Below are 13,946 nucleotides of genomic sequence, written 5' to 3'. Positions count from 1 at the left end.
GATCGCTGGTCGCGCTCGCCCCTGGCGGGGCCGCCCGATCGTACCCTGGCCCCGTGAGCGCGCCCGGGATCCCTCCCGGGCCGATCCGATCATCCGTCGAGGCGCCGCCCCGGGGCGGCGCGAACCGCTGGGAGGACGATATGGCGATCGCCGACGGCGCGCCGCGGGAGCACGCGACCCAGTCCGACGTGGCGCGGGCGGCCGGCGTGTCCCGGGGGCTCGTCTCGCTGGCCCTCAAGGGCGGCGGGAGGATGTCCGAGCGCACCCGTGAGCGGATCCTCCAGGCGGCCCGGGACCTCGACTATCAGCCCAACGGCGCGGCGGCGCAACTGGCCTCGCGCCGCTCCAGCCGCCTCGTCATCGTGCTGCCCTACCTGGACAACCCCTTCTTCGACATCCTGGTGCGCCACATCCGCCGGGAGGCTGCGCGGGTGGGCCACAGCCTGGTGGTGCTCGTGTCCGATCTCGAGGCGCGCCTGGAGGAGAGCACGATCGCCGACGCCCTGCGGATGCGCCCCGCCGGCCTCATCCTCCCCGGCACGCGCATGGGGGCCGAGGCCCTGGAGCGGCTGGGGGGCCGTCTGCCGGTGTGCCTGCTGGACCGCGCCCTGCCCGGGCACGTCGTGGCGACGGCCCATATGGACGAAACGAGCGCGGCCGAACAGGTCATGGAGCACCTCGCGGGTCTCGGCACCCGGCACATCGCCTACCTGACCCCCGCGCGGATCCTGCATGAGCGGCTCGTCGACGCCCGCGGTCTCGCCTGCCGCGCGGCCGCCCAGGCCCGCGGGATGTCCTTCTCCTCGGCCTCCTGCGCGGACGGCGCGCCGCCCGCCCTGGACTCGGCCCTCACCAGCGCCGCCGGGCCCGCGGCGATCGTGGCCTACAACGACCTGCTGGCCATCGACGTCGCCGCGGCCCTATTCCAGCGGGGGGCGCGCCTCCCACTGGCCAGCTATGACAACACGCGCTTGGCCTCGCGCCCGGAGTTCTCCCTGACCAGTGTCGATCAGGATCCCGCGGCGCTGGCGAGGGCGGCGGTGGGGATGCTCACCGGCGCGGGGCCGGCCCCCGGCGTCGCCACGATCGCCCCGAGTCTCGTCATCCGGGCGTCGACGGCGGTGCCAGGGGCGCCGACGGAGGCGCCGGCCTGAGCGGCGTCGACGGTGCAGACAGTGCCGATGGCGGCGTCGGCGGCGCCGGCCTGAGCGGCGTCCCGCGCGCGCTCTCGCTCGCGCGCGCCCCGCCCCTCCTCTCACGCGTGCCCGCGACAAGGCCGCGTTCGTCGCTGCTGGCGCGGGCCCGTGCACCGGTCCGCGACGGGGCTGGGAACGGCCCCGAACCGGTCTCGTTGCTGTTTTCGACCGGTCTCGTTGCCGTTTTCGACCGGTCTCGGTGGGAGGGGCGGGAATTCCTTGCGGAGCCTCCGAGGCTCCTGCTATTGTCATGACAACGCTGTGATGACGCGCGTTACCATCATCGCTCCAGCACTTCTATGACAGAGACGTCGGAAGGAAGAAGGAATTCGGATGAGTACGAAGAAGCCCATGGGAATTGGCGTGATCTCCCTCGGCTGGATGGGGCGGCTCCACGCGCGCTCCTACCGATCCCTGCCCGAGCGCTTCCCCGAGCTCGGCATCGCCCCCCGGCTCGTCGCGGCGGCGGACCCCATCGACGAGGCCCGCGCGGCGGCCGTCGAGGACCTCGGGTTCGAGCGCGCCTACGCCGACTACCGTGAACTGTTGGCCGACCCGGATGTCGAGGCCGTGTCCATCTGCTCCCCCAACTTCCTGCATCACGAGATCGCCATGGCCGCCATCGAGGCGGGCAAGCCCTTCTGGATCGAGAAGCCCATGGGGGTCAGCGCCCAGCAGTCCAAGGAGATCGCCCAGGCAGCCCAGGCCGCCGGCCTCGTGAGCGCCGTCGGCTTCAACTACCGCCACACCCCGGCCATCGAGTACATGCGCCACCTGGTGCGCTCGGGCGAGCTGGGCCGCATCACCAACGTGCGCGTGTGGTTCATCGCCGACTACAACGCCTCCCCCATGGGCCCGCTGACCTGGCGGGCCTCGCGGGAGAAGGCGGGCGCCGGCGTCGTCCCCGACCTCATGAGCCACGGGGCGGACCTCGCCCAGTACGTCGTCGGGCGGATCGCCTCGGTCTCGGCGGCCACCGGCACCTTCATCACCGAGCGCCCCATCCCCACGAAGATGGGCATCGGCCACTCCGGCTTCGAGATCGGCGATGAGGTCGGCCCCGTGGAGAACGAGGACTACGTCGCCATGCTCGTGCGCTTCGACGACGGCGTCATCGGCACCATGGAGTCCTCCCGCGTGTCGGTGGGACCGCGCGCCGAGTACGTCGTCGAGGTCTACGGCACGCGGGGATCGGCCCGCTGGAACTTCGAGCGCCTCAACGAGCTCGAGGTCTGCGCGGGCATCGACGGCGGCCCCACCCACGGCTACACCCGGGCCATGGCGAACCCCGCGTGGGGCCAGTGGCACCGCTACCAGCCGGCCATCGGCACCTCCATGGGCTTCGACGACATGAAGTCGATCGAGGCCGCCCAGTTCATCGAGTCCATCACCACCGGCTCCCAGATCGCCCCCTCGGCGGCAGACGCCTGGTGCGCCGCGGAGGTCGATGAGGCCATCGTCGCCTCCGCCGCCGACGGCCAGTGGCACGAGGTGGCGCGAGTCGACGGCGCGACGACCTTCGACCGCTGACCCGCTCCCCCAGACCCCCGGCGGCCCTCCGCCGGCGGCTCCCCGGTCCCCGGCATCGTCGCCGGGCCGGGAGCCACCCGGGCGATCCCGCCCATGTCTCGATCCCACGGCGCACTCGCCGATCATCCAAGGAAGCCATCCATGAGTCAGACCAGTAGCGACCTCTCCCTCAGGGGCATCACCAAAGACCAAATACGCCAGGCGGTGGCCGAAACCCCGCCATCGGGCAAGCACCGCGGCATCGGCGCCGTAGCGGCCGTCGCCACCCTGGGCTCCCTCCTCTTCGGCTATGACACCGGCGTCATCTCCGGGGCACTGCCCTACATGTACATGCCCCACGACGCCGCCGGGCTCCAGCTCACCAGCGGCCAGGAGGGCGCGATCGGCGGCACGCTGCTCATCGGCGCGGCTCTCGGCGCGCTCTTCGGCGGGCGCCTGTCCGACCGCTACGGGCGCCGGCACAACATCACGATCCTGGCCATCGTCTTCCTCCTGGGAGCGCTCGGCACGGCCACCGCGCCCAGCATCTGGCTGATGTACGTCGCCCGCTTCATCCTGGGCTTGGCCGTCGGCGGCGCCTCCGCCACCGTGCCGGTCTACCTGGCCGAGACCGCGCCCAAGCGCATCCGCGGCTCCATCGTCGCCATCGACCAACTCATGATCGTCACTGGCCAGCTCCTCGCCTTCGCCATGAACGCCGCCATCAGCGCGGCCCGCGGCGGCCCGAGGATCACCGTCGAGGCCGACCCCTCGGGCTCTGGTCTGGTCAGCCTCGGCGAGCAGTCCTTCGACAACCTCGCCCACCTCCAGGCCTCCCAGGGCGGGCCGCTGTCATCGGCCGAGTACCACGAGTTCCTCAACCAGCTCGTCATCTCCCACGGCAACGGCGAGACCTGGCGCTACATGCTCGTCCTGTGCTCCATCCCGGCCGTCGCGCTGTGGATCGGCATCCGCCTCATGCCCGAGTCCTCCCGCTGGTACGTGGCCAAGGAGCGCCTGTACGACGCCATCGGCTCCCTCAAGCGGGTGCGCGACGAGTCCAAGGACGGCCCGCTCGAGGACGAGCTCATGGAGATCGCCGAGGCCCGCCAGCACGAGTTGGAGATCCAGTCCAAGCGCCTGGGTCTGGGCTACGTGTGGAGCACCCCCTGGCTGCGCAAGCTCATGTTCGTCGGCATCTTCCTGGCGATCGTCAACCAGACCACGGGCGTCAACACGGTCATGTACTACGCGCCCAAGGTCCTGGAGTACGCCGGCATGTCCTCCTCCTCGGCGATCATCGCCCAGGTGGCCAACGGCGTCATGAGCGTCATCGGCTCGGCGATCGGTATCTGGCTCATCATGCGCTTCCGCCGCCGCCAGATCCTCATCGCCGATGTCACCGGCGTCGGCATCTGCCTGCTGGGCATCGCCGCCACCTTCACCCTGTTCATCGCCCCCCACATGGACAACGGCACGCGCCCGCCGTCCTGGGCGGCCTTCCTCATCCTGGGCCTGATGTCGGTGTTCATGCTCATCGTCCAGTCCTCCAACGGGACCGTCGTGTGGACGATGCTCGGCGAGATCTTCCCCGCCAACGTCCGCGGCATCATGAACGGCACCGCCGTGTTCTGCATGTGGATCGCCAACGCGATCATCACCTGGACCTTCCCGCACATGATGGAGACCCTCGGCGGCGGGATCACCTACACGATCTACGGCGTGCTCAACCTCGTCATCGCGCTCATCCTGCTCAAGATGATGCCGGAGACCTCCGGCAAGTCCCTGGAGCAGATCGAGCACGAGATGGAGGAGCGCTACTCCTGACGGCCCCACGGCCGCCAGAAGCCCCTACAATTGTCCTGACAATGCGGCACGCCCGCCGCGGCGGGCTCGCGAGGCCCTCCTCGCGAGCCCGCCCGGGCACCACCGACGGCGCCCGGGAGCATCACCATGCGAAAAGGAGCAATGATGTCCTTCACCCTCGACCCCGCCACCGCCATCACCGACCCCCATGGCATCACCTGGGGCATGCACCCCATCACCTGGCGCAATGACGACATCCCCGAGGTCGGCGCCTTCAACACCCTGGAGGACATGCTCCTCGACCTGGCCGACACCGGCTACCGGGGCACCGAGTGCGCCGGCTTCTTCCCGCCCAAGGAGGTGGTCAAGGCCGCGGCCGAGGCCCGGGGGATCAAGATCGTCGCCCAGTGGTTCTCCTCCTTCATCGTTCGCGACGGCGTCGAGGCCGTCATCCCGGATTTCGAGGCCACCTGCTCCTACCTGGAGTACCTGGGCGCCACCCGCGTGGTGGTCTCCGAGCAGACCGGCTCGGTGCAGGGCAAGCGCGACGTCTGCATCTTCACCAACAAGCCCACCTTGACCGACGAGGAATGGGACGTCCTGGCCGACGGCCTCAACCGCCTGGGCGACATCGCGCACGCCCACGGCCTGGAGCTCGTCTACCACCACCACCTTGGCACCGTCGTCCAGACCAAGGCTGAGACGATCCGCCTCATGGAGGCCACCGACCCGGCCAAGGTCTCCCTCCTGTTCGACACCGGGCACGCCTACGTGGGCGACGGCGATGTCATGGGCCTGCTCGAGGCCTGCATCGACCGCATCAAGCACGTCCACTTCAAGGACGTGCGCCCCGAGAAGATGGCCGAGTCCAAGGCCGCCGACCGCTCCTTCCTCGACTCCTTCCTGGCCGGGATGTTCACCGTGCCCGGGGATGGCACGATCGACTTCACTGAGCCCTACCGCTTCCTCGTGGACCACGGCTACGACGGCTGGATCCTCGTCGAGGCCGAGCAGGACCCGGCCATCGCCAACCCGCTGGAGTACGCCCGCAAGGCGCGCGCCTATATCGAGAGCACGCTGCTGAAGGCGTGATCCCGCCCCGAGGCCGCGCCAAAGGCCCCGGGTCCCGCCTCCGCGCCGGCCGCGCTGATCGCGCCGGCCGCGCCCCCTGACGGCGCCCCCATCCGGACAGTGGATGGGGGCGCCGTCGTCGCCGTGGCGCCCACGGCCCCAGCTAGACTGCTGTGGCACGCAGCCGCCAGTCAGGAGCCCTATGAGCCCGCACGCCGCCACGCAGAGCGATATCGCGCTGGCCGCGGGTGTCTCCCGCTCGCTGGTCTCCCTGGCCCTCGCCGGATCGCCGAAGGTGGCCCGCCACACGCGCGAGCGCATCGAGGAGGTGGCCCGGGACATGGGCTACCGCGTCAACGTGGCGGCCTCCTCGCTGGCGCGGCAGAGTTCGTCGATCATCGGGCTGGTGCTGCCCAACCTGCGCAACGCCTTCTTCGAGCGCATGGCCAGATGCCTCAACGAGGCGGCCTCCCAGCGGGGCATGACGCTGTTCGTCACCGTGGGCTCGGAGGACCCCGTGGCGCTCCACCGGGCGATCGACTCCCTCCTGGGCGTGCGGGTGGCGGGGATCGCGATGGTCTCGCCGTGGCTGCCCGGCCAGGACGTGGTGGCCGTGGGCGAGGAGGTCGCCACCTGCGTCATCGGGCGAAGGAGCCCCGGCGGCAGGATCGACGCCGTGCACATCGATGAGCGGGCGGCGGCCGGGCTCGTCGTGGCCCACCTGCGCGAGCGGGGGGCGTCGTCCCTCGCCTACGTGCGCCCCCGGACGGGCGAGGCGACCTCCCGCCTTGAGAGGGAGGCCGCCCTGGCCGACGCCGCGCGGGAGGCGGGCCTGCCACTGGCCGTCTACGGCTGCGCCGACGAGGCGGGGCCCGCCGTGCGGGCCGCCGAGAGCACGCATCCCGAGCCACTGGGCCTGGTCATGCACAACGACGTCCTGGCGATCGACGCCGTCGCCGCCCTGCGCACCGCGCGGCGCGGCCAGGACGCCCCCGTGCTCATCGCCTCCTACGACAACACCTACCTGGCCCAGCGTGAGGAGTTCTCACTGACGAGCGTCAACCAGCCCGAGGCCGTCATGGCGGCTCGGGCCATTGAACTCATCTGCCAGCGGGCGGGACTGGGGGCCCAGGCCCCCCTGGCCGACGACGAGCCGGCGCGCAGCGTCGTCCTGACCCCCACCCTCGCCATCCGCTCCTCCTCGGCGCGCTAGCGCGTGGCGGGCACGCCGCCCGGCGGAGCCTCACCCATGTCCGGACAAAAGATCAGACCTCCGGCCGCGCCCTTGACACCCAATGACGCCGGTGAAAGCATTACCCCTACCGATTCACGCGCGTGAACCATGGGGATCCCCGCACCGGCGAGATCTCCATCCGCATCCGTCAATGAAGACAGGAAGGCAGCCCCATGAGCGCTTCACCCGCCTCGCTGTCCGTCGCCGTCATCGGCGCGGGCATGGCCGGCACCACCCACGCCAACGCGTGGCGCCAGGTCGGCACCGTCTACGACCTCGGCCTGCCCAAGGTCCGCCTGGCCGCCATCGCCGACGCCTACGAGCCCTTCGCCGTCGACGCCGCCGAGCGCTACGGCTACGAGAAGGCCGTCACCGACTGGCGCGACATCGTCGACGACCCCAGCATCGACATCGTGTCCATCGTGGTGGGCAACGCCCTGCACCGCAAGATCGCCGAGGCCCTCATCAAGGCCGGCAAGCACGTCCTGTGCGAGAAGCCCCTCGCCGACACCCTCGACGCCGCCAAGGCGATGGCCCAGGCCGAGGCCGCCCATCCCGAGGTCGTCACCTCCACCGGGTTCACCTACCGCCGCAACGCCGCCGTGGCCGAGATCAAGAAGCTGGTCGCCACCGGGCACCTGGGCGAGATCAACCACATCAACGCCCGCTACTGGTGCGACTACGGATGCGACCCCTCCACCCCCATGGCCTGGCGCTACTCCGGCCCCATGGGCTCGGGCGCCCTGGGCGACGTCGGCTCCCACCTCATCGACACCGCGGAGACCATCTGCGGCCGCCTCGTATCCGTCTCCGGCGGGGCCCTGCTCACCGCCATCAAGGAGCGCCCGGTGGCCAAGGGCCACGTCACCCGCGGCACCGCCCTGGACGACTCCGACGCTGAGATGGCCCCCGTGACCAATGATGACGTGGCCTCCTTCACCGGCGTCTTCGAGAACGGCGCCGTGGGGACCTTCTCGGCCTCGCGCATCGCCTGGGGCATGCCCAACGCCATGATGATCGACGTCCACGGCTCACGCGGCCGCGCCTCCTGGGACCTGGCCCGCACCGGCGAGATCATGGTCGATGACGCCTCGGCCCCCGCTGGGCTCTCCGGCCCGCGCCAGGTGCTGGTCAACCCCACCTTCCCCTACTTCGAGCGCGGCTCCTCCATGGCCTTCGGCGGAGTGGGTCTGACCCAGATCGAGCAGTTCACCTACCAGGCCCACGCCTTCCTCCAGCAGGTCGCCGGCGTCACCGGCGAGGGCGCCCTGCCGCCCTGCGCGACCTTCGCCGACGGCTACCGCGAGATGCTCATCGCCGACGCCGTCGCCCGCTCCGCCGCCAACGGCGGCGCCGCGGTGGACGTCTCAGCCTTCTGAGCCCCGCCCGGCCCCCACCCACCCCTTGATCGAAGGAGATCACCCGCCATGGCACTCAACTACGGCGCCTACACCGCCTGCCTGTCCGACCGCCCCCTGACCGCCGCCCTCGATGTCCTCAAGGAGGCGGGGCTCACCGGCGCGGAGGTCAACGTCGGGGGCTTCATCCCCTCGCCCCACTGCCCCGTGGACGCCCTTCTCGCCTCGAAGGCCGCCCGGGAGGACTACCTCGGGATCTTCGCCGAGCGCGGCATGAGGCTCTCGGGCCTCAACACCTCCGGCAACCCCACCTCACCGCTGCCCAACGAGGGCCTCAAGCACGCCGAGGACATCCGCAACGCCATCCGCCTGGCCGGGGCGCTGGGCGTGAGGGAGATCGTCACGATGTCCGGCACGCCGGGCACCGACGCCACCGCCAGGTACCCCACCTGGGTGGTCAACCCCTGGAACGGCATCGACATGGAGATCCTGGACTACCAGTGGGGCGTCGTCGTGCCCTTCTTCAAGGAGATCGACGCCCTGGCCCGGGACAACGACGTGCAGGTCTGCCTGGAACTCCACCCGCGCAACCTCGTGTTCAACGTGCCCTCCTTCGAGAGGCTCATCGAGGAGACCGGGGCCACCAACATCAAGGTGAACATGGACCCCTCGCACCTCTTCTGGCAGCAGATGGACCCCATCGCGGCCACCAAGCGCCTGGGCGAACTCGTCGGGCACGTCCACGCCAAGGACACCAAGATCTTCCCCGGCGCCGCCTACCGCGGCGTGCTCGACACCGACTTCGGCCACGTCGCCGCCGATGCCGAGGGCAGGGTCCCGGTCGCCTACGGCTACTGGTGCAACGCCTGGCCCCAGGACCCGGCCTGGCGCTTCGTCGCCCTCGGCCTGGGCCACGACACCGACTACTGGGCCGAGTTCCTGCGCGCCATCGAGCAGGTCGACCCGGAGATGAACGTCAACATCGAGCACGAGGACGCCGAGTACGGCAACGTGGAGGGCCTCAGGCTCTCCGCCACGAACCTCCTGGCGGCCGCTGCCAAGCTCTGACGGCGCCATGACCAGGGCGTAGTGTCCTGCTCGATCCCCTATCAACCCTTTCTCACCCGACGGCGGGCCGGCCATGCGCGACGCACTCCTCCTCCCCCAGGCGCTCATGGCCGCGCCCGCCGCGGCCCTCCCCGACGCCGTCACCCTGGGGCCGGCGCCGGCCTGGGCCCTGCTCATCGTCAGCGCCCTGCTCGTGGGCCTGTCCAAGACCGCCCTGCCCGGCGTCACCACGATCGCCGTGGCCATGCTCGCCCAGGTGCTCCCCGCCAAGGAGTCCACGGGCGTCATGCTCCTGCTGCTCCTGGCCGGGGACCTTCCCGCCATCTGGGCCTATCGCCGCGACGCCGACGCCACCATGCTCAAGCGGCTCGTGCCGGCCGTCGCCTTCGGCGTGCTGATCGGCGCCCTGTTCCTGCGCGTGGCCTCCGACGCCCTCATGCGCCGCGTCATCGGCTGGGCGCTCATCATCCTCATCGTCATCACCCTCGCCCAGCGCGGGCGCGGTCGGCGCCAAGGCGACCCCACGCCTCGGGCCACGAGCGCGGGAGTATCACCGGGGGACGGCACGGGCTCGGCCTCCCGGGCCGGCTCCTCGCCCATTGCCCGCATGGTTCACGGGGCGCTCGCGGGCTTCTCCACGATGGTGGCCAACGCGGGCGGGCCCGTCACGAGCCTGTACTTCCTGGCCTGCCGCTACCCGGTCAAGGCCTTCCTGGGCACGACCGCCTGGTTCTTCTTCCTGGTCAACCTCACCAAGCTCCCCTTCAGCATCGCCCTGGGGATCATCCATGCGGACGCCCTGGCGCTCGTGGCGGTCCTCATCCCGGCGGTGCTGGTGGGAGCCCTGGCCGGCAGGCCCCTGGCCGACCGCATGCCGCAGCGCGTTTTCGACCCCATCGTCATGGCCCTCACCGTCGTCGCGGCCCTCCCCCTCGTCGTCTGATCCCCCGTCCCGGCCGCATGAGCGGCCTGTGGGTGTTCCCACAGCCGCAGGGGCGCGCGCTCAAGGGTCTTTGGTCGCCCTCGGGCACGGAGAGGGGCACAATCGGTCATGAGCGCCGGCCGCCGCCCGGCGCCGCTCGACGTCGAGATGAGAGAAGGACCAGCACCGTGGCGCGCAGCATCTACATCGCATCCCCCAACGCAGGAACCGGCAAGTCGACCGTGGCCCTCGGCCTGGTCAACGTGCTTGCCAAGGTCGTCGCCAAAGTCGGCGTCTTCCGCCCCTTCGTGGACTCGCGCGCCGAGCACCCCTTCCTCGACCTCCTCCTGACCCACTCCGGCTCCTCGATGCCCGCCGAGCAGTGCATCGGCGCCACCTGGGACGAGTTCCACGCCGACCCCGAGGGGGCGCTGCCCCGGATCGTCGACGCCTACCGCGCCGTCGCCCGCGAGCACGACGTCGTCATCATCGACGGCTCCGACTTCACCGACGTCGCGGGCAACCCGGAGCTGTCCTTCAACGCGCGCGTCGCCGCCAACATCGGCGCCCCCATGCTCCTGGTCGTCTCCGGCGCCGGGGCCCCCGAGGATGTTCGGGCCAGCGTCGAGGTCTCCATGGCGGAGATCTCCGACAACCTCGCGCGCACCGCCGCCGTCCTGGCCAACCGCTGCCCCGAGGCCTCCCGCCAGGCGATCGCCGAGGCCCTGGGCGGCATCGAGGGCGTCACCGCCTCCACCCTCCCCGAGGTGCCCCTCCTGTCCGCCCCCTCGGTCGGGGAGATCCTGGGCGCGGTGGACGGCACCCTCATCTCCGGGGATCCCGCCCTGCTGGGGCGCGAGGCGGAGTCCGTCCTCATCGGGGCCATGGACGTCTCCCACCTCCTGGACCACCTCAAGGAGGGCCAGCTCGTCATCGTGCCGGCCGACCGCTCGGCCGTGCTCATCTCCCTGGCGGCCGCCCAGGCCTCCTCCACCTTCCCCACGCTGTCGGGCCTCGTGCTCAACGGCGGCTTCGACGTCGCCCCGCACGCCCTGAGCATCGTCAAGGGCCTCGGGCTGACCCTGCCGATCATCACCTCGCCCTTGGACACCTACGCCGCCGCCTCAGCGGCCGGCTCGGTCAAGGGCTACCTGGCCACCGCCTCGAAGCACAAGTTGGACGTGGCCATCACCGCCTTCGAACAGGAGGCCGACATCGCCTCCCTCATGGCGGCCCTCGAGGTCGAGCCCTCCGACGTCGTCACCCCCATCATGTTCCAGGCCGAACTGGTGGAGCACGCCAAGGCCCGCACCACGACGATCGTCCTGCCCGAGCCCGACGACGACCGCGTCCTGGAGGCCGCCGACGCCATCCTGCGCCGGGGCATCGCCGCCATCGTCCTGCTCGGCGATGAGACCATGGTCCGCTCGCGCGCCGCCGAGCTCGGCCTGGACATCTCCGGGGCGCGCGTCATCTCGCCCTCGGACCCCGAGCTGCTGGAGAAGTACGCCGCCGAGTTCGCCCGCCTGCGCGCCAAGAAGGGCGTCACCCTGGAGCAGGCCCGGGAGAAGGTGCAGGACGTCTCCTACTTCGGCACCATGATGGTCCACATGGGGGACGCCGACGGCATGGTCTCCGGCGCCGCCCACACCACCGCCCACACGATCGTCCCCTCCTTCCAGATCATCAAGACCAAGCCGGGGACCTCCATCGTCTCCTCGGTCTTCCTCATGCTGCTGGAGGACCGCGTGCTTGTCTACGGCGACTGCGCCGTCAACCCCGAGCCCACCGCCGAGCAGCTCGCCGACATCGCCATCTCCAGCGCGCAGACGGCCCGCCAGTTCGGCGTTGAGCCGCGCGTGGCGATGCTGTCCTTCTCCACCGGGACCTCCGGCCAGGGCGCGGACGTGGACAAGGTCCGCGAGGCCACCGAACTGGTGCGTGCCAAGGCGCCCGAACTCGCCGTCGAGGGCCCCATCCAGTACGACGCCGCCATCGACCCGACGGTCGCGGCGAAGAAGGCCCCTGGCTCGGCGGTGGCCGGCAAGGCCACGGTCTTCATCTTCCCGGACCTGTCCAGCGGCAATATCGGCTACAAGGCCGTGCAGCGCTCATCGGGCGCCGTCGCCGTTGGCCCGGTCCTCCAGGGCCTCAACAAGCCCGTCAACGACCTGTCCCGCGGGGCGCTGGTCGAGGACATCATCAACACCGTGGCTATCACCGCGGTCCAGGCCCAGGGCTGACCGGCCCGTCGCGGCCTCCCCTCCCCTCTCCCCCCTACGAAAGGTAGACATGACCACCCGAACCGTCCTCGTCATCAACTCCGGCTCCTCCTCCATCAAGTACCAGCTCGTCGATCCGGACTCCGGGGTCTCCCTGGCCTCCGGCCTCGTCGAGCGCATCGGCGAGCCCGAGGGCGCCATCAAGCACAAGCACGGCGAGGACGTCACCGAGCTGATCGGGCCCGTGGCCGATCACGGCGCCGGCCTGACCGAGGTGCTGCGCCTCTTCGATGAGAAGGGCCCCACGCTCGCCGAGGCGAACATCGTGGCCGTGGGCCACCGTGTCGTCCAGGGCGGCAAGCACTTCTCCGGCCCGGCGCTCATCGACGACGAGGTCGTGGCCACCATCGAGAGGCTCGTGCCGCTCGGCCCCCTGCACAACCCCGCCCACCTCAAGGGCATCGAGGTGGGCCGCGAGCTCCTCTCCGAGGTTCCGCACGTCGCCGTCTTCGACACCGCGTTCTTCCAGGACCTGCCCGAGGAGGCCGCCCGCTACGCCCTCAACCGGGAGGTCGCCGACGCCTACGAGATCCGCCGCTACGGCGCCCACGGCACCTCCCACCAGTACGTCTCCGGCGTCGTCGCCGACATGCTGGGCCGCGACGACCTCAAGCAGGTGGTCCTCCACCTGGGCAACGGGGCCTCCGCCTCCGCCGTCGTGGCCGGGCACGCCAAGGACACCTCCATGGGCCTGACCCCGCTGGAGGGCCTCGTCATGGGCGGGCGCACCGGGGACATCGACCCCGCCGCCGTCTTCCACCTGGCCCGCGTGGCCGGCAAGAGCGTGGACGAGATCGACCACCTCTTCAACCGCGAGTCCGGCATGAAGGGCCTGGTCGGGGACAACGACATGCGCGCGGTCCGGGCCCGCATCAACGCCGGGGAGCCCCAGGCCCGCGAGGCCATGGACATCTACCTGCACCGCCTGGTCAAGTACGTCGGCGCCTACACCGCCGTCATGGGCGGCCTTGAGGCCCTCACCTTCACCGCGGGCATCGGCGAGAACGACGCCAACCTCCGCGCCGAGCTCTGTGAGCGCCTGGCCCACATGGGAATCAAGATCGACGGCGAGGCGAACGCCCTCCGCTCGGATGAGGCGCGTATCATCTCAACTCCGGAATCCACTGTCACCGTACTCGTGGTTCCCACCAACGAGGAGCTCGCGATCGCGCGCCAAGCGATGACCCTGGTTCAAGGCTGATCTGAGGCCTCCCTGGCGCCGCCAGTAGCGCTCCTCGAATGGGCCCGGTCGCAGCTCCCCGCTGCGGCCGGGCCTCCTGCTTCCCACCGGGTGCCCGGCCCGCATGCGACCGCGCGGGATCCCTCACGCGAGCGCCGTCGGGCGCCGGGGCCCTCAGAAGAGCGTGCCGCGCTCGGCGCGCAAGCGGGCGCGTCGGGCGGCCGTGGCACCGGGCACCGCGGTGGGCGCCTCGGTGGGTGCCGCAGAGGCGCCGGCGGCCGCCCGGGGGGCGCCATCGGCGCCGGGCGCGCCAGTAGGCC

10 protein-coding genes are annotated in these 13,946 nt (G+C 71.0%); all 10 read left to right on the top strand.

What is annotated here, in order from left to right; translation table 11 throughout:
- Positions 1-53 precede the first annotated feature (53 nt).
- The 10 genes from GVV76_RS07060 (at position 54) to GVV76_RS07015 (ending at position 13,647) form a co-directional block, all read left to right on the top strand.
- On the top strand, positions 54-1,154 hold the full coding sequence (locus GVV76_RS07060) for a LacI family DNA-binding transcriptional regulator (protein WP_236263289.1): 1,101 nt from the start codon (positions 54-56) through the stop codon (positions 1,152-1,154).
- 375 nt (positions 1,155-1,529) lie between these two features.
- Entirely contained in the window at positions 1,530-2,726 is a 1,197-nt protein-coding gene (locus GVV76_RS07055; protein WP_159626019.1) for a Gfo/Idh/MocA family protein, read from the top strand.
- 141 nt (positions 2,727-2,867) lie between these two features.
- Positions 2,868-4,532 (top strand): MFS transporter, encoded by a 1,665-nt coding sequence (locus GVV76_RS07050; protein ID WP_159523957.1) that lies wholly within the window; start codon positions 2,868-2,870, stop codon positions 4,530-4,532.
- 144 nt (positions 4,533-4,676) lie between these two features.
- Positions 4,677-5,603 carry a myo-inosose-2 dehydratase gene (gene iolE, locus GVV76_RS07045; RefSeq protein WP_159626122.1) on the top strand — a complete coding sequence of 309 codons (927 nt, stop codon included), beginning with the start codon at positions 4,677-4,679 and terminating at the stop codon, positions 5,601-5,603.
- Between the two features lie 181 nt (positions 5,604-5,784).
- The gene (locus GVV76_RS07040) at positions 5,785-6,795 is read left to right on the top strand and encodes a LacI family DNA-binding transcriptional regulator (protein ID WP_159523956.1); all 1,011 of its coding nucleotides are present in this window, start codon (positions 5,785-5,787) and stop codon (positions 6,793-6,795) included.
- Between the two features lie 194 nt (positions 6,796-6,989).
- Entirely contained in the window at positions 6,990-8,195 is a 1,206-nt protein-coding gene (locus tag GVV76_RS07035) for a Gfo/Idh/MocA family protein (RefSeq protein WP_159626017.1), read from the top strand.
- 48 nt (positions 8,196-8,243) lie between these two features.
- On the top strand, positions 8,244-9,242 hold the full coding sequence (locus GVV76_RS07030) for a sugar phosphate isomerase/epimerase family protein (RefSeq protein ID WP_159626015.1): 999 nt from the start codon (positions 8,244-8,246) through the stop codon (positions 9,240-9,242).
- 106 nt (positions 9,243-9,348) lie between these two features.
- Positions 9,349-10,185 (top strand): sulfite exporter TauE/SafE family protein, encoded by an 837-nt coding sequence (locus GVV76_RS07025; RefSeq protein ID WP_159626120.1) that lies wholly within the window; start codon positions 9,349-9,351, stop codon positions 10,183-10,185.
- A 167-nt stretch (positions 10,186-10,352) separates the two neighbouring features.
- Positions 10,353-12,407, top strand: a complete 2,055-nt coding sequence (pta, locus tag GVV76_RS07020; protein WP_159626013.1) for a phosphate acetyltransferase — start codon at positions 10,353-10,355, stop codon at positions 12,405-12,407.
- 49 nt (positions 12,408-12,456) lie between these two features.
- A complete protein-coding gene (locus tag GVV76_RS07015; RefSeq protein WP_159626011.1) occupies positions 12,457-13,647 on the top strand; it encodes an acetate/propionate family kinase in 1,191 nt (396 codons plus the stop codon).
- Positions 13,648-13,946 lie beyond the last annotated feature (299 nt).

This window comes from Actinomyces sp. zg296 (assembly GCF_009829695.1).
Lineage (GTDB): Bacteria > Actinomycetota > Actinomycetes > Actinomycetales > Actinomycetaceae > Actinomyces > Actinomyces marmotae.
The sequence above is the reverse complement of the archived record's forward strand: the minus strand, read 5'-3'. Positions and strand labels throughout refer to the sequence as shown.

Excerpts from the sequence above, each read along its gene's own strand:
- GVV76_RS07055 (WP_159626019.1), top strand. The coding sequence starts at position 1,530 with ATGAGTACGAAGAAGCCCATGGGAATTGGCGTGATCTCCCTCGGCTGG.
- GVV76_RS07050 (WP_159523957.1), top strand. The coding sequence starts at position 2,868 with ATGAGTCAGACCAGTAGCGACCTCTCCCTCAGGGGCATCACCAAAGAC.
- iolE (WP_159626122.1), top strand. The coding sequence starts at position 4,677 with ATGTCCTTCACCCTCGACCCCGCCACCGCCATCACCGACCCCCATGGC.
- GVV76_RS07040 (WP_159523956.1), top strand. The coding sequence starts at position 5,785 with ATGAGCCCGCACGCCGCCACGCAGAGCGATATCGCGCTGGCCGCGGGT.
- GVV76_RS07035 (WP_159626017.1), top strand. The coding sequence starts at position 6,990 with ATGAGCGCTTCACCCGCCTCGCTGTCCGTCGCCGTCATCGGCGCGGGC.
- GVV76_RS07030 (WP_159626015.1), top strand. The coding sequence starts at position 8,244 with ATGGCACTCAACTACGGCGCCTACACCGCCTGCCTGTCCGACCGCCCC.
- GVV76_RS07025 (WP_159626120.1), top strand. The coding sequence starts at position 9,349 with ATGGCCGCGCCCGCCGCGGCCCTCCCCGACGCCGTCACCCTGGGGCCG.
- GVV76_RS07015 (WP_159626011.1), top strand. The coding sequence starts at position 12,457 with ATGACCACCCGAACCGTCCTCGTCATCAACTCCGGCTCCTCCTCCATC.